This is a genomic window from Fibrobacter sp. UWH5, assembly GCF_900142505.1.
In the GTDB taxonomy this organism is placed as follows: domain Bacteria; phylum Fibrobacterota; class Fibrobacteria; order Fibrobacterales; family Fibrobacteraceae; genus Fibrobacter.
The window spans coordinates 169,132-191,287 of the sequence record NZ_FRBB01000003.1; the positions used below are offsets into that span (position 1 = coordinate 169,132).

At 51.5% G+C, this 22,156-nt stretch carries 24 protein-coding genes; 17 read left to right on the forward strand and 7 right to left on the reverse strand.

The window, feature by feature from the left end; translation table 11 throughout:
* The first annotated feature begins 7 nt into the window (after nucleotides 1-7).
* The 6 genes from pyrC (BUB38_RS04705) to BUB38_RS04730 all read left to right on the forward strand — a co-directional run bounded on the left by pyrC (BUB38_RS04705) (nucleotide 8) and on the right by BUB38_RS04730 (nucleotide 6,996).
* Nucleotides 8-1,009: a dihydroorotase gene (pyrC, locus tag BUB38_RS04705; protein ID WP_073157746.1), complete on the forward strand. Its 1,002-nt coding sequence runs from the start codon at nucleotides 8-10 to the stop codon at nucleotides 1,007-1,009.
* Nucleotides 1,010-1,132: 123 nt separating this feature from the next.
* On the forward strand, nucleotides 1,133-1,645 hold the full coding sequence (locus BUB38_RS04710) for an ATP-binding cassette domain-containing protein (RefSeq protein ID WP_254794877.1): 513 nt from the start codon (nucleotides 1,133-1,135) through the stop codon (nucleotides 1,643-1,645).
* 164 nt (nucleotides 1,646-1,809) lie between these two features.
* Nucleotides 1,810-2,811: a dihydroorotase gene (gene pyrC / locus BUB38_RS04715; protein WP_073157746.1), complete on the forward strand. Its 1,002-nt coding sequence runs from the start codon at nucleotides 1,810-1,812 to the stop codon at nucleotides 2,809-2,811.
* Nucleotides 2,812-2,922: 111 nt separating this feature from the next.
* Nucleotides 2,923-3,675 carry a lysophospholipid acyltransferase family protein gene (locus BUB38_RS04720; protein ID WP_073157749.1) on the forward strand — a complete coding sequence of 251 codons (753 nt, stop codon included), beginning with the start codon at nucleotides 2,923-2,925 and terminating at the stop codon, nucleotides 3,673-3,675.
* 13 nt (nucleotides 3,676-3,688) lie between these two features.
* Nucleotides 3,689-6,061 (forward strand): ribonuclease R family protein, encoded by a 2,373-nt coding sequence (locus tag BUB38_RS04725; RefSeq protein WP_083538299.1) that lies wholly within the window; start codon nucleotides 3,689-3,691, stop codon nucleotides 6,059-6,061.
* A gap of 2 nt (nucleotides 6,062-6,063) precedes the next feature.
* The gene (locus tag BUB38_RS04730) at nucleotides 6,064-6,996 is read left to right on the forward strand and encodes a rhamnan synthesis F family protein (RefSeq protein WP_073157752.1); all 933 of its coding nucleotides are present in this window, start codon (nucleotides 6,064-6,066) and stop codon (nucleotides 6,994-6,996) included.
* A gap of 95 nt (nucleotides 6,997-7,091) precedes the next feature.
* On the opposite strand, the gene yidC is transcribed toward BUB38_RS04730, so the two are convergent.
* The 5 genes from yidC to BUB38_RS04755 all read right to left on the reverse strand — a co-directional run bounded on the left by yidC (nucleotide 7,092) and on the right by BUB38_RS04755 (nucleotide 10,904).
* On the reverse strand, nucleotides 7,092-8,930 hold the full coding sequence (gene yidC / locus BUB38_RS04735; RefSeq protein WP_073157755.1) for a YidC/Oxa1 family insertase periplasmic-domain containing protein: 1,839 nt from the start codon (nucleotides 8,928-8,930) through the stop codon (nucleotides 7,092-7,094).
* Nucleotides 8,927-9,196 carry a membrane protein insertion efficiency factor YidD gene (gene yidD, locus BUB38_RS04740; RefSeq protein ID WP_083541928.1) on the reverse strand — a complete coding sequence of 90 codons (270 nt, stop codon included), beginning with the start codon at nucleotides 9,194-9,196 and terminating at the stop codon, nucleotides 8,927-8,929. Before yidD ends, yidC begins: the two co-directional genes overlap by 4 nt.
* On the reverse strand, nucleotides 9,168-9,533 hold the full coding sequence (locus BUB38_RS04745) for a ribonuclease P protein component (RefSeq protein ID WP_249506433.1): 366 nt from the start codon (nucleotides 9,531-9,533) through the stop codon (nucleotides 9,168-9,170). The genes yidD and BUB38_RS04745 overlap by 29 nt, the downstream gene beginning before the upstream one ends.
* A 15-nt stretch (nucleotides 9,534-9,548) precedes the next feature.
* A complete protein-coding gene (rpmH, locus tag BUB38_RS04750) occupies nucleotides 9,549-9,704 on the reverse strand; it encodes a 50S ribosomal protein L34 (protein ID WP_073157761.1) in 156 nt (51 codons plus the stop codon).
* A 117-nt stretch (nucleotides 9,705-9,821) separates the two neighbouring features.
* Nucleotides 9,822-10,904: a GGDEF domain-containing protein gene (locus tag BUB38_RS04755; RefSeq protein ID WP_073157764.1), complete on the reverse strand. Its 1,083-nt coding sequence runs from the start codon at nucleotides 10,902-10,904 to the stop codon at nucleotides 9,822-9,824.
* A 191-nt stretch (nucleotides 10,905-11,095) separates the two neighbouring features.
* Here BUB38_RS04755 and BUB38_RS04760 point away from each other — a divergent pair, with 191 nt between their 5' ends.
* From BUB38_RS04760 to BUB38_RS04775, 4 genes are all read left to right on the forward strand, one after another.
* Nucleotides 11,096-11,635 carry a DivIVA domain-containing protein gene (locus BUB38_RS04760; RefSeq protein WP_083538306.1) on the forward strand — a complete coding sequence of 180 codons (540 nt, stop codon included), beginning with the start codon at nucleotides 11,096-11,098 and terminating at the stop codon, nucleotides 11,633-11,635.
* A 15-nt stretch (nucleotides 11,636-11,650) separates the two neighbouring features.
* On the forward strand, nucleotides 11,651-11,881 hold the full coding sequence (locus BUB38_RS04765) for a DUF167 domain-containing protein (RefSeq protein WP_073157767.1): 231 nt from the start codon (nucleotides 11,651-11,653) through the stop codon (nucleotides 11,879-11,881).
* Nucleotides 11,882-12,016: 135 nt separating this feature from the next.
* Nucleotides 12,017-12,790 carry an SDR family oxidoreductase gene (locus tag BUB38_RS04770; RefSeq protein WP_073157769.1) on the forward strand — a complete coding sequence of 258 codons (774 nt, stop codon included), beginning with the start codon at nucleotides 12,017-12,019 and terminating at the stop codon, nucleotides 12,788-12,790.
* Between the two features lie 190 nt (nucleotides 12,791-12,980).
* Nucleotides 12,981-13,604, forward strand: coding sequence for a flavodoxin family protein (locus tag BUB38_RS04775; RefSeq protein WP_073157772.1), 624 nt, complete (start codon nucleotides 12,981-12,983; stop codon nucleotides 13,602-13,604).
* On the opposite strand, the gene BUB38_RS04780 is transcribed toward BUB38_RS04775, so the two are convergent.
* A complete protein-coding gene (locus BUB38_RS04780) occupies nucleotides 13,585-13,923 on the reverse strand; it encodes a branched-chain amino acid transporter permease (RefSeq protein ID WP_073157775.1) in 339 nt (112 codons plus the stop codon). The two genes, BUB38_RS04775 and BUB38_RS04780, sit on opposite strands and share 20 nt — an antisense overlap.
* Nucleotides 13,920-14,612 carry an AzlC family ABC transporter permease gene (locus BUB38_RS04785; RefSeq protein WP_073157778.1) on the reverse strand — a complete coding sequence of 231 codons (693 nt, stop codon included), beginning with the start codon at nucleotides 14,610-14,612 and terminating at the stop codon, nucleotides 13,920-13,922. The genes BUB38_RS04780 and BUB38_RS04785 overlap by 4 nt, the downstream gene beginning before the upstream one ends.
* 51 nt (nucleotides 14,613-14,663) lie before the next feature.
* On the opposite strand from BUB38_RS04785, the gene BUB38_RS04790 reads away from it, so the two are divergent.
* From BUB38_RS04790 to BUB38_RS04820, 7 genes are all read left to right on the forward strand, one after another.
* Nucleotides 14,664-15,155, forward strand: coding sequence for a substrate-binding domain-containing protein (locus BUB38_RS04790; protein ID WP_083541930.1), 492 nt, complete (start codon nucleotides 14,664-14,666; stop codon nucleotides 15,153-15,155).
* Nucleotides 15,115-16,272, forward strand: a complete 1,158-nt coding sequence (locus BUB38_RS04795) for a helix-turn-helix domain-containing protein (protein ID WP_083541932.1) — start codon at nucleotides 15,115-15,117, stop codon at nucleotides 16,270-16,272. Before BUB38_RS04790 ends, BUB38_RS04795 begins: the two co-directional genes overlap by 41 nt.
* Before the next feature lie 135 nt (nucleotides 16,273-16,407).
* Nucleotides 16,408-17,805: a sugar porter family MFS transporter gene (locus BUB38_RS04800; RefSeq protein WP_073157787.1), complete on the forward strand. Its 1,398-nt coding sequence runs from the start codon at nucleotides 16,408-16,410 to the stop codon at nucleotides 17,803-17,805.
* A gap of 130 nt (nucleotides 17,806-17,935) precedes the next feature.
* Complete coding sequence (locus BUB38_RS04805) at nucleotides 17,936-20,140, forward strand: YgiQ family radical SAM protein (RefSeq protein ID WP_073157790.1); 2,205 nt, start codon at nucleotides 17,936-17,938, stop codon at nucleotides 20,138-20,140.
* A 111-nt stretch (nucleotides 20,141-20,251) separates the two neighbouring features.
* The gene (locus BUB38_RS04810) at nucleotides 20,252-20,779 is read left to right on the forward strand and encodes a hypothetical protein (RefSeq protein ID WP_073157792.1); all 528 of its coding nucleotides are present in this window, start codon (nucleotides 20,252-20,254) and stop codon (nucleotides 20,777-20,779) included.
* 21 nt (nucleotides 20,780-20,800) lie between these two features.
* Nucleotides 20,801-21,322: a hypothetical protein gene (locus BUB38_RS04815; protein WP_073157795.1), complete on the forward strand. Its 522-nt coding sequence runs from the start codon at nucleotides 20,801-20,803 to the stop codon at nucleotides 21,320-21,322.
* Between the two features lie 28 nt (nucleotides 21,323-21,350).
* Nucleotides 21,351-22,154, forward strand: a complete 804-nt coding sequence (locus tag BUB38_RS04820; RefSeq protein ID WP_073157798.1) for a hypothetical protein — start codon at nucleotides 21,351-21,353, stop codon at nucleotides 22,152-22,154.
* The last annotated feature ends 2 nt before the right edge of the window (nucleotides 22,155-22,156 follow it).

The following is a 22,156-nucleotide window of genomic DNA, read 5'->3' on the forward strand; positions in this document are numbered from 1 at the left end:
CACTATTATGTTCCTTCCTTTACCCGATGACTTTCACGCCCATCTCCGTCAGGGCGAACTGATGCCCGGCTATGTCCGCGACCTTGTTGCACAATTCGGCCGTGCCATCATCATGCCCAACACCATGCCCCCCATGACATCTGCCGCATCCATCAAGGAATACAAGCAGCAGATTCTTGAAGCCGCCAAGAGTGTCCGCCCGGATTTCCAGCCCCTCATGACCTTCAAGCTGAATCCGAACTACACCGAACAGGATCTAAAGGACATGATGGCAGAAGGTGTCGTGGCAGGCAAGTACTATCCTGCAGGCGTCACCACCAACAGCGCCGACGGAATCAGTGATTTCGAAGCCGTATTCCCCGTAGTGGCCATGATGGAAAAACTGGGCCTTATTCTCTGCGTCCATGGTGAAGAACCGGGCGAATTCTGCCTGGATCGCGAACCCGCATTCATCAAGCGCGTGGAAACTCTGGCCGAAAAATTCCCCAAGCTGAAGATAGTCTTTGAACATCTTTCCAGTGCAAAGGCCGTAGAAGCCGTAAAGCGTCTGCCCGCCAATGTGGCAGCCACCTTTACCGTTCATCACCTGATGATGACTCTGGACGATGTGATTGGCGACGCCCTGCGTCCCCACCACTTCTGCAAACCTCTGCCCAAGCGCCCCGAAGACCGCGCCGCCATTCGCGAAGCCGCATTTAGCGGCAATCCCAAGTTCTTCCTGGGCACCGATTCCGCTCCCCATCAGCAGGGTAAGAAGGAATGCCCCTGCGGTGCCGCTGGCGTCTATAGCGCCCCCGTAGCCATCCCGCTTCTCGTGCAGGAATTTGACCGGGCAGGTGCATTGGACAAGCTAGCCAATTTCATCGCGGGCTTCGGTGCAGACTTCTACGGACTTCCCCGAACCACCAGTCAAATCGAAGTGGTCAAGGAAAACTGGACTGTTCCCCAGGTCGTCAACGGAGTGGTTCCCCTGGCAGCCGGCCAAACCTTGGAATGGAAGTTGAAATAAGCTAAAAAACATCTAGTACGGGACCCTTGATGACGCAGGGGTCCCTTTTTTTATGTAGATTGTCTACAAGAGAACAAGGACCCATCGCAATACATCCCACCGGAACGTCTAACGGCACTGGAAGTGGCAAAACGTCAGGTAGGACTGGTTTTTCAGAATGGAGCCCTCATTTCCAATCTGAAGGTGCGAGATAACATCGCCCTCCCCCTGCGATACCACAAGATGGGCTCACCCGACGAAATCGACGAAAAGATCAACATGGCCATGGACTTGATGCGAGTCCGTGAAGAAGCAGACCTTTACCCGCACCAGCTTTCTATGGGTATGCAGAAGCGCGTGGCCATCGCAAGATCCTGGGCCATGGACCCGAAGCTCCTTTTGATGGATGAACCTACCGCAGGTCTGGACAACTACAATCGCCGAAACCTGTTGCCTCTGATCGACAACATGCGAATGCTGTTTAAGACAACAATCATCATCGTGACCCATGACTTGCTGATTTCTAAAGAATTGGATTGCAATATTTGCTTCTTGCACCGCAAAGTTCTTACGGAACCCAACTCCTTTGAATACTGGAGAACCTCCAACAGCGAAATCTCCAGGGAACTGTTCCGAGACCTAAGAACAAGCGGATAAGAGGCGCGAGGGCGGTCGCCTACGGCTCCTTTCATCGGTGAGTTTTGAGCCGAGAGCAATGAGCTAGATAATCGCGCCGAAGGCACCTAACTTTAGCACATAACTCATCACTCATCGCTCATAACTCTTCACTATTCACTCCCAACTATTCACTGTTCACTATTATGTTCCTTCCTTTACCCGATGACTTTCACGCCCATCTCCGTCAGGGCGAACTGATGCCCGGCTATGTCCGCGACCTTGTTGCACAATTCGGCCGTGCCATCATCATGCCCAACACCATGCCCCCCATGACATCTGCCGCATCCATCAAGGAATACAAGCAGCAGATTCTTGAAGCCGCCAAGAGTGTCCGCCCGGATTTCCAGCCCCTCATGACCTTCAAGCTGAATCCGAACTACACCGAACAGGATCTAAAGGACATGATGGCAGAAGGTGTCGTGGCAGGCAAGTACTATCCTGCAGGCGTCACCACCAACAGCGCCGACGGAATCAGTGATTTCGAAGCCGTATTCCCCGTAGTGGCCATGATGGAAAAACTGGGCCTTATTCTCTGCGTCCATGGTGAAGAACCGGGCGAATTCTGCCTGGATCGCGAACCCGCATTCATCAAGCGCGTGGAAACTCTGGCCGAAAAATTCCCCAAGCTGAAGATAGTCTTTGAACATCTTTCCAGTGCAAAGGCCGTAGAAGCCGTAAAGCGTCTGCCCGCCAATGTGGCAGCCACCTTTACCGTTCATCACCTGATGATGACTCTGGACGATGTGATTGGCGACGCCCTGCGTCCCCACCACTTCTGCAAACCTCTGCCCAAGCGCCCCGAAGACCGCGCCGCCATTCGCGAAGCCGCATTTAGCGGCAATCCCAAGTTCTTCCTGGGCACCGATTCCGCCCCCCATCAGCAGGGTAAGAAGGAATGCCCCTGCGGTGCCGCTGGCGTCTATAGCGCCCCCGTAGCCATCCCGCTTCTCGTGCAGGAATTTGACCGGGCAGGTGCATTGGACAAGCTAGCCAATTTCATCGCGGGCTTCGGTGCAGACTTCTACGGACTTCCCCGAACCACCAGTCAAATCGAAGTGGTCAAGGAAAACTGGACTGTTCCCCAGGTCGTCAACGGAGTGGTTCCCCTGGCAGCCGGCCAAACCTTGGAATGGAAGTTGAAGTAAGCTAAAAAACATCTAGTACGGGACCCTTGATGACGCAGGGGTCCCTTTTTTTATGTAGATTGTCTACAAGAGAACAAGGACCCATCGCATCACAACATTAAGGTTCCAATTATGGCTTTTGTATCTTTTATTAGAGCAATACTTTATTACCTGACCATCGCCGTTTCCCTTATCATCATCGGCGTCCCCTACATGCTTTTCCGTGGTGGACTTTTGGGTCAATGGCAAGAATGTACCCGTGTCTGTATCACCTATTTTAACGTACTGTTCAAGATTTTTAGAATCAAGCTGAACGTGATCGGCAAAGAAAATATCCCCGAAGGTACCAATTTCGTTATCGTGTCCAACCACCAGAGTTTCCTGGACATCAACGTTATCTGGCCGGGCATCATCATTAGCTCCTTTATCGCCAAGGGCGAACTTTGGAACATCCCCATTTTCGGATGGGTCCTCAACCACGTAGGTTGTATCCCAGTAAACCACAAGGATCCCAAGAAAAATGCCGGCATGGGCAAGCTGGTCAGTGACCGACTTTCCAAGGGCTACACCATCAGCGTGTTCCCCGAAGGACACCGTAGTGCCGATGGCCGAATGCTGAAGTTCCAAAATGGAATATTTCGCATGGCGAAAGAAGAACATTTTGCAATTTTGCCAATTACATTAATTGGAACCGGCGAACGTCTGTCCAAGACGAAGTTTTCGCTCGTTCCCGGTGAAGTCAAGATTGTCGTCCATCCGGTTTACAAATACGAAGATTACGCCGATAAACCTATGGCAGACTTCCGCGACGAAGTACACGATTTGATTGAATCCGCATTGCCCTATAAGCAGGCGGAAATGGCAGCGGCCCAGGCCGAAGCATAAAAGGAGGATTAACATGGCACAGCAATTACCGACAGTCGAGCAGATTGTCGCCGTTCTCCGAGAAGAACCCATGGTTGGGAGCAGACTCCGCGCCTCCCTCGGCCTTCCCAAGAAACAGAAAATGGAATTCAAGCAGCTTCTGGCCGATTTGGTCAGCCAGGGCGTCTTGAAGCGTACCAATCACAAGGAATACCAGATTGGTGACGGCGAACCTTTGGAAGAAAAGCGTGAAAAACGCCTGAAAAAGCTGGCAGAAGCAAGCGATGGCGACAACCGCCGTCCGGGAGCCCGTAGCCGCCGCCAGACCACCGACGATAAGAGCACCCGCGTCCGCCGAGGCGTACTGCACCAGACTGGCGAAGAATCCTGGATCGTCACCGAACTGGATTCAGAACAGCAGTTCGAAATGTGCCACCGCCGTCAGGCTCCGGGTAAGGAAGGGGAAGTCATCAGCTTTACCCTGTACCCCCACCCCCGTCTGAAGCACAGCTATTTAGCCAAGGTGGACCATTCCGCCGAAATCTTGAACGTTTCCTGGTCCGAGATTACCCAGAAGTTCATGGAAGAGTCTAACCTTCCCAAGGGCTTCAGCAAGGAAATCCAGGATTACATCAAGACCATCAAGGCTCCTACCGCAAAAGATTTCAAGGGTCGCGTGGATTACCGCAAGACCACCATCCTCTGTATCGACCCCGAAGGCGCCATGGACCATGACGACGCCATTTCTATCGAACGTACAGAAGATGGCGGCTACAAGCTGGGAGTCCATATCGCTGACGTAAGCTACTATGTTCCCGAGGGCAGCGCCCTGGACCAGGAAGCCATGGAACGCAGCTACACCCAGTACCTGCCCTGGACCGCAGTCCCCATGATTCCCGACGAACTTTCCAGCGACATCTGTTCCCTCCACGAAGATGTGGACCGCTGCGCCCACACCTGCATGATCATGCTGGACAAGAACGCCAATGTTCTCAGCTGGGATTTCCATCGCAGTATCGTCCGCATTACCCGCTCCCTCACCTACCAGCAAGCAAAGAAGCTGTGGGAAGAAGGTGACAAGGATATGCAGGACCTGGCCGAAGTTACCGCCAAGCTGAAAGCCAACCGTACCAAGGAAGGCCTGCTGGAATTCAAGAGTACCGAACTGGGCTGCCACTTCAACGAAGCCGGCGAACCCACTGACATTTACCCCCGCACCACAGACATCTCCAACTCCTGGGTTGAAGAATGTATGTTGATTGCCAACAACTGCTGCGCCAAGGAACTGAAGAAGCGCGGTCTGCAGGGCATCTACCGTATTCACGAAGCCCCCGACACCAAGGACATCATGGAACTGTACTATATGTACCCCAACCTGTTCCAGGGCGCTCCGGTGATGCTTCGCGATCTGGGCAAACCCCGCAGCGGCGACACCAACCTGAATCCCACCGCGTTCAAGCTCTATGAACACCTGGTGCAGAAGGCTGGTGACGACGAGACCTTGATGAACCGTATTCTGCGTAGTATGCAGAAGGCTCATTACGACAGCAACAGTTTCGGCCACTTCGCCCTGAATTGGCAGGACTACTCTCACTTTACCTCCCCCATCCGCCGTTACGCCGACCTCTGGTGCCATCGCGAACTGGCTCGCAAGGGCAAGGAAATTTCCGCAGAGCGCAAGGAAAGCGTCATTGACGTATGCGACTTGATTTCCGCCAACGAAATCAAGAACATGAAGGTGGAACGCCAGGCCATCAAGGTCTGCTCTACCTGGCTCCTGAAGGACCGCATCGGCGACAACTTCGAGGCCACCGTCAACGGCATCGAGGAATGGGGCATCTACCTTTCCATTAACGATCCCATCGCCGAAGGTCTGTGCCGCTACCGCGACATCGCCGGCGATGACTTCTACGTATACAATCCGGATCAGGGTCTTGCCTTCGGCAAGCGCAGTGGCCGCACCTTCCGCCGTGGCGACAAGGTGATGGCTCAGTTGCTCCGCGTGGACCCGCTACGCGGCCAGGTGGACTTCTCCATTATCGAGAAACTCTCTCCCGAGCCCAAGAAGCAGCGCCGCACCCGCCGCGACGTGGAAGAAGACGCTCGCAACTACAACGAACGCATGGACCGAGCCGAAGCCGCAGAAGCCATGGGCTACCTGAGTCAGCCCGACGATGACGATCGCGATGACGGCATGCCGGCATTCCTTTCCGCAGGCATGCGCGGACGAGGACGTCGTGGCCGCCGTGGTTCCGACATGGACGCACCCAGCTTCGAACGCACCGGACGTGCCGCCCGAGGCAGAGCCGACCGCGGACACAGTTCAGCCGCCAAGGAAACTCGCGCTACCCCCAGAAGCCGCAGCGAAAAGCCCCGTAAAGGCAAGGTCCGCACCCGCCGCAGGTAATCATGCCTACAAGTTCCAAGCTAGTCCTATACGCTTCGTACCAAGTCGGGGAAGACCTCCCCGGCTACGTCCGCTTTGCGTTAAAGCACTTGGCAGAAACCGACTTTACCGTGGTCCTTCTGACAAATAACCGTCCGCTTTCTGCAGAAACAAACACGTTCCTCGAAGAAAACGGGATCAGGCTTTACCTTACAGAAAACCACGGCTTCGACTTCGGCATGTGGCACCGTTTTCTCAAGGATCTGGCACAAGGCAAAGGCAAGTTTGCCCCATTGACCAGTATCGAACGAATCCTGCTGGTAAACGATTCTATCGTCTACTACCAGAACCGTTTCGCCGATTTTATCAAGCGGGCCGAAACCAGCACTGCCGACGCGGTTTCTCTTACCATGAACAACGAAGTCACTCCCCACCTGCAGTCTTTCTTCCTTTATCTAAAACAGGAAGCACTTGGGGCCTTCTATATGCACCTCATGGAAACTCCCGAACAGGAAACTTTCTACGATGTGGTCCATCGTCTTGAAATCGGGCTTTCCAGCGCATTCCTAGAAGCTGAAGTTCAGACGGAAAGTCTTTTCTACACAGAACGACCTGTCATGTTCGCCTATCCGGAACTGATCGCACAAGGTTGCGGTTTTGTAAAGCGCAAACTCCTGCAGCACCGATTCGACGCCAAGGAAAGAATGCACTTTATCCGAAACAAGGCCTACGACGCCCTCTCGGCAGACTACGCAGCCCTTATCAAGGAAGCAGGTCTCGCAAACGATTTCAAGGAAGAATGGCTCCCCAAGCCCGCAGGGAACATCATCACCCAGACCCGAGACACCCTGCTGGAAAAGGGATTCCATAAAATCGGCTGGCCCATTTTGCGGAAGGCAATCAAGATGAAATACAAGATTCTCGGCCGCAAATTAGACGGCGCAGAATACGAGTAGTCAAACGGAAAAATTCATACTATAAAAAAACTCCCGAGTTCAAGACCTCGGGAGTTTTTCAATTCTATAAGACTACAGTCTAGAAAGCCAGCAGACTACTTGACGATTTCAGCGTCCTGGACCTTCTTGCCCTTAATAGTCTTGGAATCGGAGCCGTTCTGATCGCGCTTGATGATCTTGTACTGGACAATGGACCAGATGTTAGAAACAATCCAGTAGAGCACAAGGCCAGAAGGCATCACGGCACTGAACAGGAACATCATGGCGGGCATCATCCAAGCCATCATCTTAGCCTGGGCAGGATCCATCGCGGAGTTGCTACCCATGGTCACCTTGGTCTGGAAATAGGTGGTAACCACCATGATCCAGGGGAGAACAGCGAGACCGGCAGGCATGAGGAACGGAATGCTGAAGCCATCGAAAATAACATCGCTACGGCTCAAGTCGGTAATCCAGAGGAATGCCGGCATACCGCGGAGTTCCACAGCACGGCCAAGCACGAAGAACAAGCCCATGAACACCGGCATCTGGAACAGCATGGGGAGGCAGCCACCAGTGCAGCTAGCCAGCGGGTTCACGCCATTCTTCTGGTAAAGTTCCATAATAGCGGCCTGCTTCTTCTGAGGATCGCTACGGTACTTCACGTTGATTTCATCCAGCTGGGGTTTCAGCTTGCTCATGGCGCTGGTAGACTTCATCTGCTTGACAGTAAACGGAGTGGTAATACCGCGGACAATGAAGGTCACCAGAATGATGGCGATACCGTAGTTGGGCAACATGCTGTAGAACAGGTTCAGGAGCTTCAGCAACATCTTGCAGATCCATACGAACCAAACGTTTGCTCCGCACCAGGTCCAGCCACTGACGATGATCTTTTCGTAGTCCTGGTTCAGGGATTCAATTTCGTTCCACTGCAGCGGGAGAACCATGAAGTTGTAAGCCAGTTCGTCGCCATGGAATTCATCAGAAACAGTCAGCTTGTAGGTACCGGGATCCTTGTCGTTTTCCATCACCTTCATGGGCTTTGCCTTGAGGGTCGCAGGAACCGGAGTGTCAAACTGCATGGTCATGGCGACATACTTGCGACGAAGGCCAGCCCAGGAAAGACGGCCATCGTTGAAGGAAGTTTCTTCGCGGACCATTTCGCGTTCCACATTGCTGGTATTATTGTAGACGACTTCGCTGAAGAAGTAGGAGGCGCCACCGAAGCTCTTGCCCTGAGGAATGTCTTCGGTTTCCTTCATGCCGCCCTTCCAGGATAGTTCATAACCGTTAGCGCGGAAACCCACCACCTTGTTGGACTGGCGAACAGCAGCACCATCCTTGGTAAAGCCATAGCTACGGATAACCTGGTTACCATTGGCGTCCTTGAAAACAAACTGCACTGTAGTATCGGAAGCCACATCAATCTTAGCGGGAACTTCACCAGCATCAAACAGCACTTCGCTCAGGTCAGCACCGTCAATCTTCAGGTCCAGGGCACCGAGGGTGGTATCCTGAATCAGTTCGGGGAACTTGCCTGCGGAATCCGGCAGGGCCTTCACGATCACACTCTGGATCTTTGCACCCTTGTTGGTGAGGGTCATGACGAACTTTTCGGTTTCCACCACGACGGAACGGGCTTCAATCACCTTGGCAGGTGCAGCGGAAGAATCAACAGCTGCAGAATCCTTGGCAGAAGAATCCGCTGCGGCAACCGCAGGAGCACCACCCAGAACCGGAGCGGCCTTCAGTTCCGTATTTCCCGTTACCGGGAGAACCAGGCTACCATTAGAGGCAGACTGTTCGGCCTGGAGGGCAGCAACAGAATCTGCAGCAGCCTTCTGGGCGGCCCTGGCAGCCATGGCGGCCTCGTTATTAGCGGCATTGGTACTGAACCACCAGATCATGATGGCTACAATAAGAATAGTTCCGACTAGGGTATTCTTGTTCATCTTCTTTCCTTTTTAGGGGGTACGGGATCGTAGCCGCCCTTGCAAAATGGATTGCACCTTAAAATTCTAAAAACCGCAAGATAGAAACCTTTGAAGACTCCGTGGACGCGGATAGCCTCAATTGCATACTGAGAACAGGTCGGCTGAAACCTGCAGACGCCACTAAAGAAAAAAGGATGGATAATTTGGTACAGACGTATGGGAGCAATCATCACGCTCCGGGCAACATCCCGTATCTTATCCATTCTTGACGTCGGAGTCTGCATGGCTCCATTCCATCTTTTTGAAGATTTTCTCGGCGGTTTCGCGGAAACGTTCCGAAGTAACTTCTTCGGCCTTATCGTTTACGATGATCATAGCCCAAACAGGCTTGGTGATCTGGGGAACCATCCCATAGAACAACGGGCGCAGAAGTCTGCGGCACCTATTGCGATAAACGGCATTACCGTTTTTCTTTTTTGCCAAAAAGCAGAAACGACAAAAACCGTCCGGACTATCAATCCACCTCATCGAGAACGATGAACCGCGGACATACTTCCCTTGGACGGCTACTTGCCGGTAAGCGGGCTGGTTGGGCAGCCTATAAGAACGTAGACTGGCCACGAGCCAATTCCCAAATTACTTCTTGTAGATAGTGTCGCTGATGGTCAGACGCTTGCGGCCCTTGGCGCGGCGACGGCTCAAAACAGCACGACCCCAACGGTCTTCCATACGGGTCATGAAACCATGCTTGTTGACACGCTTACGATTGTGAGGCTGGAAAGTTCTTTTCATTGTAGTAACCTTTATTAAAAGTCAAATTTTTGAAATGCAAATTTAGTAAAGTTCAAGGATAAATCAAGGGGGGTAGTCTAAGAAATCGGGGTTATCAACACCTTTTCCACGAATTTCTTAATCAGCCCCATTGCGAATTTGATTTTTTCCATGGGTTTTCGCAAATACCAGAAGTTCATCCACGTGGCTCAAAACCTGCCGAATATCAGAGAAAGACCGCCCAGAACAAGGCACAAAACCACCGCTTATAGTCACGGAAACGTCTGGAAAATCTTCAAACTGGAGCTGTCGAACTTCCTTGCGGATAGCTTCCGCCCTGGCAAAAGCCTCGCCTTCGGACGAAGCGTTCATGGCATACACAAAATTAACGCCGCCGTAACGGGCAACACATTCCCCACAACCTTCGTCCTGATGATTTGCCAGAATTCGAGCCACGGCATTGATAATCTGATCCCCGAACGGATGTCCAAGACGGTCGTTTATCCGCTTAAAGTCATCCAGGTCCAGCATCAGCAGGTAAAATTCATTTCGACGGCGCCAGACCACATCCTGCAAGTGGGAAATCAAGTGCCTGCGGTTATAAATCTCGGTTAGCGGGTCTCGCTGCGATAAATAATCCAATTTATACAGCAAAACTTCACACTTCTTGCGTTCTTCGGCATAAGCCCTCAAAGAGAACGCCCCCACAGCAAAAAGGGTCAACGAAGTGAAGAGGCTCGTTACCAGAATATCCAGGTAGGCGCCATCCCGATCCAATTCCGCCACCACCAGGTTCGGGTAGACCCAGGACGCCAAAAACACAATGGCGTTCACCAGGACCGACACAGAAAAAGCCACGATCTTGGCCGTCCCCCGCGCCGCATAGGCGATCAAGGCAATGGCCGTCACATAGTAAAGAGGCATTCCGCTGGTAATACCGCCGCAGAACAAGAACAGCAACGGCATCAAAAAGCAGGTGAGCAGGCAGCACATCACCAGATAACACTGGTTATACAGGGAAGTTTTTACTGCAACGGCAGCCACCATCAAGCAGACAAGTACACAGCCGAAGCCACAGGCCGCAGCTATGGCGCTCATCCCTTCAGCTACAGTAAAGATAGCCGAACCCGTAGAAGCAAGGGTCACCACAACAAGAATCGACCAGAAAAGTTTCCTTTCCAGGGTGTTCTGCTGTTTCCAGAAATTCTTTATTATTCTCATCAATCCTATCCTGCACCAAAATATAAAACGAATTCTGCAGAAAACAAAAAAAGTCCACATTTTTAATTGAATTTTTTTCAATTTTCGGCACCTCTAACCCACTTTATAAAGTTAGACGGACTAAATTGGGAATTCTTATTATTATATTTCTACACGTCTTAAAAAGGACTTCCAACTTTACAAGGTTAATTATGGAACTGACACCTCTAGATATCCGAAATCAGACTTTCCACAAGAAGAGCTTTGGCGGCATCGACCCCGAAGAAGTCAAGGCATTCCTGGAAACGGCAGCCAACGCCTTTGAACAGATGTCCAGGGAGCGAACCGACCTGACTGAACGTCTGAAGGTGGCCGAAGAGCGCGTCAACTATTACCGCCAGATTGAAAAGACAATCCAGGACGCCGTAGTGACCATGCAGAAGACTGTAGACGAAGTAAAGTCTACCGCCGAAAAGGAAGCCGAAATTATTATCGCCGAAGCCAAGGCCCGCGCCGTCCGCGAAGTGGAAAGTACCAAGCGTGAAGCCGAAGACCTCCGCGCCGAAATCGAACAGCTGAAACAGCTGCGCACCAACTACTTCATCCGCTGCCGCGCCCTGATCAAGGGCCAGCAGGACCTGCTGACCGCCATGGAAAACGACCAGCGCGAAATGGAAGCCCTGGAACGGGAACCCAAGCGCGTGGCTCCTGCCAAGGTCAATGTTCCCACCATGGGAAACGTCCTGGCCTAGGCCCGCAGGAACCCCATGAGAATCAATATCAAGGTTCACGCCCGCAGCAAGCGGGAATCGGTAACGCCCCAGCCCGACGGCAGCTTTAAGGTGGAAGTCAAGGCCCCGCCGGTAGAGGGTGCCGCCAACGAAGCCATCTGCGAGCTGCTGGCAGACCATTTTAAGGTTCACAAGCGGGATGTTCGGGTGGTTTTAGGCTCAACGAACAACAAGAAAGTCGTCGAGATCGACGGAATAGACCCGTAATCGGGTCTTTTTTTTGTGATTTTCAACGAATTTCCGTAATTTTTTTGAAAAATCGCTCCAATTTGTAGCACTTTAAAGGTTTTAAAGTGTATTTTATTTTCGCATTTAAAAAAAATCATCACACAAGGAATAAAGATGAAGAATTATTTCGATTTGACCGGTCAGGTCGCAGTTGTTACTGGTTGTTCCACTGGTCTTGGCGTTCAGATGGCCAAGGCACTTGCAAATCAGGGCGCAAAGATTGTTGCAATCGCCCGCCGCAAGGAAATGATCGAAGCTGTCGCCAAGGAAATTTCTGAAACCTACGGCGTCGAAGCTATCGCAGTCCAGTGCGACATTACCGACACAGCCAAGGTCGAAGCAGCCGTTGACGAAATCCTCGCAAAGCTTGGCCGCATCGACATCCTGATCAACAACGCCGGTACCGGCGCTGTCGCTCCGGCAGAAGACATTACCGACGACCAGCTGAACCACGAAATGAACGTGGACCTGGGCGGCACCTTCAAGATGGCTCGCGCCGTCGCCAAGAAGGCAATGCTCCCGGCAAAGTATGGCCGTATCATCAACATCGCCTCTATGTACGGCCTTGTTGGTAACAAGATCTGCGGTTCTGCACCGTACCACGCCGCAAAGGGCGCAGTTGTTAACCTGACCCGCGCCCTGGCCGCTGAATGGTCCAGCAAGGGCATCAACGTTAACGCCATCTGCCCGGGTTACTTCTACACCCCGCTCACCAAGGAAACCCTGGATTCCGACTTCTTCCAGGCAAACGCCAAGACTATGATCCCGGCAGAACGCTATGGAAACGAAGGCGAACTGGATACCGCCGCAATCTTCCTTGCATCCAAGGCTTCCAGCTACGTTACCGGCATCATGGTTCCGGTTGACGGCGGCTACACCTGCATGTAGCAGGTGAAAGCGGATAGAGTAAAGCGGAAAGAAATTCAGAAAAAAATCCGCTTTCCTTTAACCTTTAACCTTTAAACTTTAAGCTTTAACCTTTAAGCTAAAAACGCTCGCGGAAACGCGGGCGTTTTTTATGTTCAACAATAAGAAAAAAATGATTTTTGTCCCGCGCTTTTGGTATTAGATTAGGGACATGGTGAAATGGATTGTTGTTTATTCCAGCGTTACGGGGAACACCCGCAAACTGGCTGAAGTGGCCGCCCGTGAAATGGGTGCCGATTTATTGAACGTTCAGGAAATTATTGGATCCGCAGATATTCGCGAAGAAGACGATGAGGAATCTGTCTCCATCGACGTCTGCAGAAACAGTCTCGCCATTTCATCGGAAACTCTCGACAGAAAGCTGGAAGAAAAACTTTCCGGCTACGATGGAGTCATGGTAGGTTACTGGCTCCGCAAGGGGGCTCCCGACCGTAAGTCCTCCATTTTACTTTCTAGAATTTCCGGCAAGAAGGTCGCCCTGTTCCAGACCCACGGTGCCTACGACGGAACGGAACACACCATCACGGCCTTTGCCCGGGCAGGTTCCATGCTGGGACCAGGCAACAGGATCCTCGGGACCTTCAGCTGCCAGGGAGCCGTCAACCCGGCACTAATCAAGCGACGCCTCGAAGGAAGCGTTCCCGGCCACAGGGGCGAAGACCTTGAAGCCTGCAAGAAACGCTGGGCCGATGCAGCAACACGACCTAACGAAAACGACCTGCAACGCATGGCAGATTTCGCAAAGAAGATGAAGGCTACTGCAGAACGCGAATAAGAATCATGTAGATCGCGGTTCCTACAGCCATGGAGAGGAACAGCTGACGACGCCACACATGAACTGCCGCGGTAGTCAAAATGCCCACTACCTCGGGAATGCCGTGCACCCCCTGAAGCCACTGAACATCCTTAAGGCAGTACACCACCAGCATTCCAAAAACAGCTAGCGGTAAAGCCTTGCCCAGGTACTGAATATACTTGGGCGTTTCTTTTTTCCGGGACTTCCCTTCCGAAAAGATGATGAAAGGCAAGGCTCGCGTCAACACCGTCATCAAGGCCAGAATGGCAATGGTCAATATTTGTTGTTGGGATGTCAAAGGTTTACCTCTAACTTTTTACGGAAAGTGGTCAACAGCAAAAGAATACCAATCATGGCAGGAATCACAAAGTACTGACTTCCAAAAATGAACAGCGCCGCCGCCGTGCAACCGATTCCAATCCACGCCGGTCGATGCTCCTTTTCTTTCAGGAACTGATCCATGAAGATGGCCACAAACATGGCGGTCACCACAAATTCCAGACCGTGAATATCCACCTTCAGAAGGGAACCGAACATGTAGCCCATAAAGCCGCCGGATATCCAGTAAAGGTAATCCAGGAGGCTCACCAACAGCATTTCCGTAGGCGTTGATTCCTTGGCGTTATAGTTGATGGCGAAGGTTTCATCCGTAAGCCAGAAAATCAGGAAGGGCTTTCGCCACCCCATACCGCGATAACGGTCCAGCATGGAAATTCCGTAAAACAGATGACGTGCGCCCACCACCAGAGCCATACTTGCAGCGGCCAGCGGATTGAAATTCGCCGCAAGCATTCCCAGGCCAAGAAACTCCGCAGACCCGCTAAAAATAAACAGCGCCATGCTCAGCGGGTAAAGATAGCTGAAGCCCATGGACTCCGCCAACACCCCATAAGTAATGCCCAGAAACCAGTACCCTGTAAGTACTGGCAAGGAACGCTTGAAGGCGATCTTCAGAGAATTCTTGAATGAGGATTGAGTCGGCTGCATTGTAGTGGGAATATAGAAAACAGAACCGAAAATTTATTGTATATTGGAAACATGATGAAAATGTTTGGGGCGTTATTTGTTACGTTTGTGTGCGCGACCCTTATGGGCTGTGGCAGTCACGAACACAAGTATGTGATTGGAATTTCTCAGTGTTCGCTAACGGATTGGCGTTACCAGCTAAAAGATGAGCTGGTGCTGGCATCCTATTTTAATGAGGATGTGGAAATCCGTATGGCCTTTGCTGACGATGACGACGTACAGCAGAGCAATCAAATCGATTCTCTTCTGAATACAGGACTAGACCTTCTGATTGTATCTCCAAATCAGGTGAAGGGCCTTTCTGGAAGTATGAAGCGGGCCCAGGACATGAAGGTGCCTGTGATCCTTTATGATCGCAAGATGAACGACGTGGAATTTACAGCGTTCATGGGTGCAGACAATTACGCCATCGGAAACATGATGGGAGAATTTGCGGCAGCCCAGCTGAAAGGCAAGGGAAACATTGCCGAAATCGGTGGCCTCAAGGGTTCTTCTCTCGGCTAAGGAACGTCATCAGGGTTTCGCGGATGCCATCAAAAAATATCCGGATCTGAAAATTGTGGGTTACGCCGAGGGCGACTGGAAGGAAGAATCCGGTGCCAAGGCCATGGAGGAAATCCTCAAGTATTATGATGGCCCCATCGACCTGGTTTTTGGGGATAACGACCGCATGGCCCTGGGGGCTCGCAAGGTGCTTTCGTCCCGCGGGCAGTTGGATGGTCAGAAAAATGAAGTTCTGTATTTGGGTGTGGACGCCCTGCCTATTCCCGATGGCGGTATGGAAAATGTCCGTGACGGTCTGCTGATCGCTTCAGGCATTTACCCCATCTGCGGCGATGAGCTGATTGAACTTGCGTTAAAAATTCTCCGTGGCGAACCCTATGAAAAGAACAATGTACTAGAAACCAGCATCGTTACCAAGGAAAATGCCAATGTTTTGCTGCTTCAGTACCGCGAAGTCCAAAAAAGGGCGGGCTATATCGCCAAGATGCACAACCTGGTTGGCAAAATCAAGGATGAATCGGAAACTCAAACCATGCTTAGCATTGCCATGTGCCTTTTCACTGGCGTTGTTTTCGTTTTCTTGATCCTGATTATTCATGCAAATCGTGTAAAAGACTGCCTGAATGAGGAACTTCGTCAGAAAAATGACGAACTGATCCGCAAAAATGAGGAACTTGATGCTGAAAAGGCCCGTGTGGAACAGCAAAGAGACCAACTTGAGGAACAAAGAGACCAACTTTTGGACGCAACGACCCAAACTTTGACTGAAAATCAGCCGGCTGAACCGGAAAAGTCTGCAGAAATCCCTCAAAAGAACGAATTTATGGAGAAATTCCTGTCCTGTGTGGATAAAAAGCTGGACAGTCCCACTCTTTCCGTAGAGGATATTAGCCAGGAAATGTGTGTTTCTCGCGTTCAGCTGTACCGCAAGGTGAAAAGTCTAGCCCAGAAGTCCCCTGTGGAGATTATCCGCGAGCGTCGTCTGCAACGGGCCAGCGAGCTTTTGCAGGATCCGAGCCTTAGCATTTCCGAGGTGGCTTACCGCGTCGGGTTCTCCGCTCCCTCCTATTTTACCAAGTGCTACAAGGAATTTTTCGGTAAAAATCCCCGTTCCTAGTGCATAAACAGCAAAAAATGTTACAAAAAGGCCGAAAAATGTTTCAAGGAAACAAAAGTCCGTGCCTTTGAAACATAATTGATAACGTGACCCCTTGCCCCGGGATAGTTTAAGGGAAAACAAGTGAGGTTCACCATGGAAAACAGAAAGACATCCAATCTCAAGCACATTGTGCTGGTTACCCTGTCCGCTGCAATTGGCGGCTTCCTCTTTGGCTTCGACTCCTCCGTGATTAACGGTGCAAACGGGGCCCTCAAGGCACACTTTAATGCTACCGACGTCCAGTTGGCTTGGGCTGTGTCCCTGGCTTTGATCGGTGCCGCTGTGGGTGCCTATTTTGCAGGTCGCCTGGCTGATTCCTTTGGCCGTGTCCGTTGCATGCTGGCTGCTGCCGCCCTCTTCCTGGTCAGTGCCATCGGTTCTGGCATTCCCTTTGGAATTCCTGACTTTATTATGTGGCGTGTTATCGGTGGCGTAGGCATCGGCGTTGCAAGTATCATCGCTCCCATCTACATTGCAGAAACTGCTCCCGCACATCTTCGCGGTCGTCTGGGATCCATGCAGCAGTTCGCTATCGTGATCGGTATCTTTGTGGCTCTGCTTTCCAACTATCTTATCGTGGTGAAGGCTGGTTCTGCATGTGCTGACTTTATCGGCGGCTGTAAGGCTTGGCAGATCATGTTCTGGGTGGAAGTTATTCCTGCAGCTCTTTATGGTCTCGCAGCCCTCCGTCTTCCGGAATCTCCCCGCTACCTGGTAAGCAAGGGTCGTCTGGACGAAGCCAAGGAAGTTCTGGCCAAGATTGACTCTGAAGGCGTGGATGCAGAAATCAACCAGATTCACGAAACCTTCAAGAATGAAAAGCCCGCAAAGCTCAGCGACCTTTTCGAAAAGATTGGCGGCAAGAAGCGTATCGCTCCCATCGTTTGGGCAGGTCTCGGTCTTGCAGTGCTCCAGCAGTTGGTCGGTATTAACGTCATCTTCTACTACGGCACCATGCTTTGGCAGAGCGTTGGTTTCGGTGAAAGCGACGCTTTCCTCACCAGCCTTGTTTCCAGCGGCATCAACCTGACCATGACTATTGCAGCAATCCTCCTGATTGACAAGATTGGCCGTAAGCCGCTCCTCCTCATTGGTTCTATCGGCATGGCTGTTACTCTCGGCACTCTCGCCCTCTGCTTCATCTGCGGTGCAGACGCTAGCGGCAGCCTGGTCGGTGCAAGCGGCGTTATCGCCCTCATCGCAGCAAACCTCTATGTGACCTTCTTCGCTGCCACTTGGGGCCCGGTCATGTGGGTGATGCTTGGCGAAATGTTCAACAACCGCATCCGTGCCGTGGCAATCTCTGTGTGCGGATTGGCTCAGTGGGGCGCCAACTTTGTGGTCAGCTGGTCCTTCCCGGTTCTCACCGGCAAGAATGGAATTGGCGTTGGCCCCACCTATGTGCTCTACACTCTCTTCGCCACCATCAGCATCTTCTTTGTCGCAAAGTTCATTACTGAAACCAAGGGCAAGACCTTGGAAAGCATGTAATCAGAAACTCCAATCAGAGTCCTCCTTAAAAAAAGACCCTCGCATCACATGGTGCGGGGGGCTTTTGGTGTTTTAATTAGTCATCGAAACTCACCTCTGAATGAATTAACTTTTTCTATCTTTCTTTCATATGTACGATCCTCGATTTTTACCTATCTGCAAAGAAGACCTGGACGAACTTGGCTGGGATTATGTTGACGTCATCGTGATAAGCGCTGACTGTTATGTGGATCATCCTAGCTTTGGCCACGCCGTGGTGGCAAGGCTTTTTGAGCACGAGGGTTTGAGGGTCGCTATTTTGCCGCAGCCTAACTGGCGCGACGACCTTCGCGATTTCAAGAAGTTGGGTAAGCCCCGTCTGTTCTTCGCCATCAGTAGCGGCATGGACAGTATGGTGAACCATTACACGGCTGGTAAGCGCCTCCGTCATGACGACGCCTTTACCGCTGGCAACAAGGCAGGTTTCCGTCCGGATTACGCCACCTACACTTACGCGAAGATTGTGAAGATGCTTTACCCCGATGTACCGCTTCTGATTGGCGGTCTGGAAAGCAGCCTTCGTCGCGTCACCCATTACGATTACTGGAGCGATAGACTGAAGCCCAGCATTTTGGCTGAAACGGAAGCCGATATTCTAGTGTACGGCATGGGCGAAAAACCCCTGAAGGAAATCGTAAGACTTTTGAAGAAGGGCGTTCCCTTTAGCAGCCTGAAGAATATTCCCCAGACGGCGGTTCTTGTGAACAAGGGCGAATTGCCCACACCAGGCAAGCACAAGGAACTGGGAACCACCTGGGAAGACCTGCGCCTGCCAAGCCACGAAGAATGTGTAGCCAGCAAGAAAACGCAAATCCAGAGCTACAACAAGGTGGACATCGAATGCAACAAGATGTTCCAACGCCGTGTTTTGCAAGACGTTGGCGACAAGACCGTTGTCATTAACCCCGCCTACCCGCCCATGGAATACGGCGAACTGGATGAAAGTTTTGAATACCCCTATGCACGAGCCCCCCACCCCCGCTACAAGAAGCGCGGTGACGTTCCTGCATTCGAGATGATCAAGTACAGCATCAACACCCACCGCGGCTGTTTTGGCGGATGTAGTTTCTGCGCCATTAACGCACAGCAAGGCAAGTTTATTGCCAGCCGTAGCCGCGAGAGCATTTTGCGGGAAGTAGAAATCGTTACCCAGATGGAAGGCTTTGCAGGTACCATTACGGACCTGGGCGGTCCCAGCGCCAACATGTACAAGATGCGGGGCAAGGATCGTAGCCGCTGTTCAAAGTGTGCGCGCCCCAGTTGCTGTACCCCCAATATTTGCGACAACATGAATACAAGTCATCGGGAACTGATCGACTTGTACCGCGAAGTCCGCAACCACCCCAAGGTAAAGCACCTGTTCATTGGCAGCGGTGTTCGTTACGACTTGCTCTTGCAGGAAAACTGCGATGAAAAGATCAAGAAGGAACACGAGGAATACGCTCGTGACCTAATCGACTACCACGTCAGTGGCCGCTTGAAAGTGGCACCGGAACATACGGTGGAAGCGGTTCTGAAATTGATTCGCAAGCCTAGCTTTACGCTGTTCCACAAGTTCAAGGAATTCTTTGACGAGGAATGCAAGCGCATCGGCAAGAAACAGCAACTGATTCCTTACTTTATCAGTAGTCATCCAGGCTGTACCGAAGCCGACATGGCGGAGCTGGCCTTGGAAACAAAGCAATTGGGATTCCAGTTGGAGCAGGTCCAGGACTTTACGCCGACGCCCATGACCATCGCCACGGAAATGTTCTATGCCGAAATGAAACCGGATGGAACGCCCCTGTATGTGGCAAAAACTCCGGAACAGAAAAAGAGTCAGAAGCAATTCTTCTTCTGGTACATTCCTGAGAACCGCCCGCAGATCCGCGCCACCTTGGAACGCCTCAAACTGGGCAAAATCGGACGTCTCCTTTTAAGCCGCACGGCTATCGCCGAAGGTAAGAGCTTCAGCCCCAGCAAGGAACGTGAAGAAAATCCGGAATTCCGCGAAAAGGATTTGCAGAAGCGAGCCGAACGCAGCAGCCTTTCCATCGTCCCGCAAAAGTCTGGCGAGAAGGGCCGCTGGGAAAACTCCGCCCGCCGCGAACGCAGACAGGCCGAATTTGGAGACAAGACCTGGACTCCAAAACACGAACGCCGTGAGGGTCGACGGGACGATTACCGTCCTGATGATCGTCGCGACAATGGCTCCCGCAATAAGTTCGGTCAGCAAAGAAGCAACACGAACAATCCCCCCCGTAGAAGAGACGATAGCCCCGTCCACTTCACGTCAAAACGAAGATTCGGTAGATGATTTTAAAGCCTTTCGGGAAATCCGAAAGGCTTTTTTTCATATGGTATTCCTAAAAAAACATTACAAAACTATATTAACAGTTAAAGTTTTCTTTACAAAGGATCCATTGAAATGAATAAACTTGTCACACTCACCTTGGCTGCAGCGTCCGCCATCGCCATGAGCGGCTGCGCTTCCAGTTCATCCATCAAAGTCACGGAGATCAACTCCCTTAACCACGAACAGGCCGCACATCTTCGTGCCAAGGGTGTTGCCAACATGAAGACCCTGGGTCCCGTGTTCGTCAAGACCGAAGACCGCTGCTCCCTGGCTGATATTGCCAAGTCCGCCAGCGCCAAGTACAAGAACGTCTCCGACCTGGTGAACATCCGTATGGAAGAAACGGAACAGGTTTCCGGATCAAACACCACTTATTCCTGTAAGTCCTCTGCACTGGCCGTCAACTACCAGATCGTGACTCCGGAAGAAGCTAAGCAGTGGCGCGCCCTCTTTGCCGAAAAGAGCGAGACCGTTATTGAAGAAGCTCCGGCAGAAGTCGCACCCACCGCAGTGCCCGAAAATCAGGATTACGAAAATACCGAAGCAGCTGAACAGCCTGCAGAAACTGAAGCCGCAACTAACGGTTTCTACGTAAGATAAGACGAAAGGAAGGTATTCACTATGAAAATCAAAGCTCTTTTACTCGCTGCTCTCAGCACTCTCATGCTTTCCGGTTGTGCACTGATCAAAAGCAACAACACTAAGGTTATCAGCCCCATCGAACCGGTAAGCAACGCCGCCTTCGAAGCTTACGGTAACGAACGTATCGATGTTCTGGGCATGGCAGCCACCAAGGCAGACGGTCCCTGCTCCGCTGTGGAATTCTTCAAGTTCATCACCAAGCTCTACCCCGATGCAGACGACATGATCAACGTCCACATGGAAGAAACCGAAATTACCAGGGGTTCTACCAAGACCTACAGCTGTAAGTACTCCGGTCTGGCAATCGCCTACACTCCGCTGACCCTCAACGAAAGCATCGCCTGGAAGAAGTCCGAACAGGTTGAAGAGAAGCCTCTTCCCGTAAAGACCGAAATCAAGGAAGTTCCTGTTCCTGCCTGCACTCCCTGCGCATGCGTTACTTGCGGATGCCAGCCCTGCAGCAACATCAACCCGAACAACTACTACAAGCCCGAAAACTAATCCTAATTCCAGATAGAGAGATATTCCCATGTCTAAAAAGATCATCGTTTCTACACTCCTCGGTGCAAGCCTGTCCTTTGCCACATGGGGATATTTTCCTCTGCAGGAATCGGATTCCGGTCTGCAAGTCAGAGCCAATCACTACATCGGCTTTGGCGATAGCGACACCCATTATTTCAATGCCGACGTCAGATACGTCTTGGGCACGTCTCTTGAAATTGCCCTTCTGAATGTCGGCTTCCAGATTTCAGACCCGAGTGGTCTACAGAATCCCGTGCTAAGCGCACGTTACCAACTAGGTGAAAAGTCTTTGGTGTTCGCAGAATATGCCCTGCCCATCGGTCTCGACGTAAGTAAATACAACGATGATTTCGAGACCCTAGCCAAATACGTCTACACAGGAGTAGCATCCTTCCTTCAACTGGGATATCAGCATGCTTTTGTCCTAAAGCCGCGATTCTCCTGGAGTTCCGAAATCGGGTACAAGATGTTCTTTAGCGAAAGTCTGGACGACGGCACCATAAACCCCGCTTCCAGAATCCATATTGCCACAGAACTAGATTTCAATTCCAAGCCCAGCTTCATCTGGTTTGCAGGAGCAAACCTGGAAATGCCAATTTCCTCATCAGAACTTGAAGACAACTACTACGGCTACACCTATACTTTAGATGATGACTTTAATATCGGTTTCAAGGTCTTTGGTGGAGCAAGTCTGGAACTGAGCAAGGGAATGTTCATACAGGAAGAAGTATCCTTTATGCTCATTCCCATCGGCGACACTTATACTGACAACGGACTCGCCTTTAAGACTAGCCTGAAATACGCATTCTAAAT

Coding starts and splice junctions, on each gene's coding strand:
- BUB38_RS04800 (WP_073157787.1), top strand. CDS start 16,408: ATGGAAAACAGAAAGACATCCAATCTCAAGCACATTGTGCTGGTTACC.
- BUB38_RS04725 (WP_083538299.1), top strand. CDS start 3,689: ATGGCACAGCAATTACCGACAGTCGAGCAGATTGTCGCCGTTCTCCGA.
- BUB38_RS04720 (WP_073157749.1), top strand. CDS start 2,923: ATGGCTTTTGTATCTTTTATTAGAGCAATACTTTATTACCTGACCATC.
- pyrC (WP_073157746.1), top strand. CDS start 8: ATGTTCCTTCCTTTACCCGATGACTTTCACGCCCATCTCCGTCAGGGC.
- BUB38_RS04815 (WP_073157795.1), top strand. CDS start 20,801: ATGAAAATCAAAGCTCTTTTACTCGCTGCTCTCAGCACTCTCATGCTT.
- rpmH (WP_073157761.1), bottom strand. CDS start 9,704: ATGAAAAGAACTTTCCAGCCTCACAATCGTAAGCGTGTCAACAAGCAT.
- BUB38_RS04765 (WP_073157767.1), top strand. CDS start 11,651: ATGAGAATCAATATCAAGGTTCACGCCCGCAGCAAGCGGGAATCGGTA.
- BUB38_RS04730 (WP_073157752.1), top strand. CDS start 6,064: ATGCCTACAAGTTCCAAGCTAGTCCTATACGCTTCGTACCAAGTCGGG.
- BUB38_RS04805 (WP_073157790.1), top strand. CDS start 17,936: ATGTACGATCCTCGATTTTTACCTATCTGCAAAGAAGACCTGGACGAA.
- BUB38_RS04755 (WP_073157764.1), bottom strand. CDS start 10,904: ATGAGAATAATAAAGAATTTCTGGAAACAGCAGAACACCCTGGAAAGG.
- yidD (WP_083541928.1), bottom strand. CDS start 9,196: ATGCAGACTCCGACGTCAAGAATGGATAAGATACGGGATGTTGCCCGG.
- BUB38_RS04785 (WP_073157778.1), bottom strand. CDS start 14,612: ATGCAGCCGACTCAATCCTCATTCAAGAATTCTCTGAAGATCGCCTTC.
- BUB38_RS04820 (WP_073157798.1), top strand. CDS start 21,351: ATGTCTAAAAAGATCATCGTTTCTACACTCCTCGGTGCAAGCCTGTCC.
- BUB38_RS04775 (WP_073157772.1), top strand. CDS start 12,981: ATGGTGAAATGGATTGTTGTTTATTCCAGCGTTACGGGGAACACCCGC.
- BUB38_RS04760 (WP_083538306.1), top strand. CDS start 11,096: ATGGAACTGACACCTCTAGATATCCGAAATCAGACTTTCCACAAGAAG.
- BUB38_RS04770 (WP_073157769.1), top strand. CDS start 12,017: ATGAAGAATTATTTCGATTTGACCGGTCAGGTCGCAGTTGTTACTGGT.
- pyrC (WP_073157746.1), top strand. CDS start 1,810: ATGTTCCTTCCTTTACCCGATGACTTTCACGCCCATCTCCGTCAGGGC.
- yidC (WP_073157755.1), bottom strand. CDS start 8,930: ATGAACAAGAATACCCTAGTCGGAACTATTCTTATTGTAGCCATCATG.
- BUB38_RS04810 (WP_073157792.1), top strand. CDS start 20,252: ATGAATAAACTTGTCACACTCACCTTGGCTGCAGCGTCCGCCATCGCC.
- BUB38_RS04790 (WP_083541930.1), top strand. CDS start 14,664: ATGATGAAAATGTTTGGGGCGTTATTTGTTACGTTTGTGTGCGCGACC.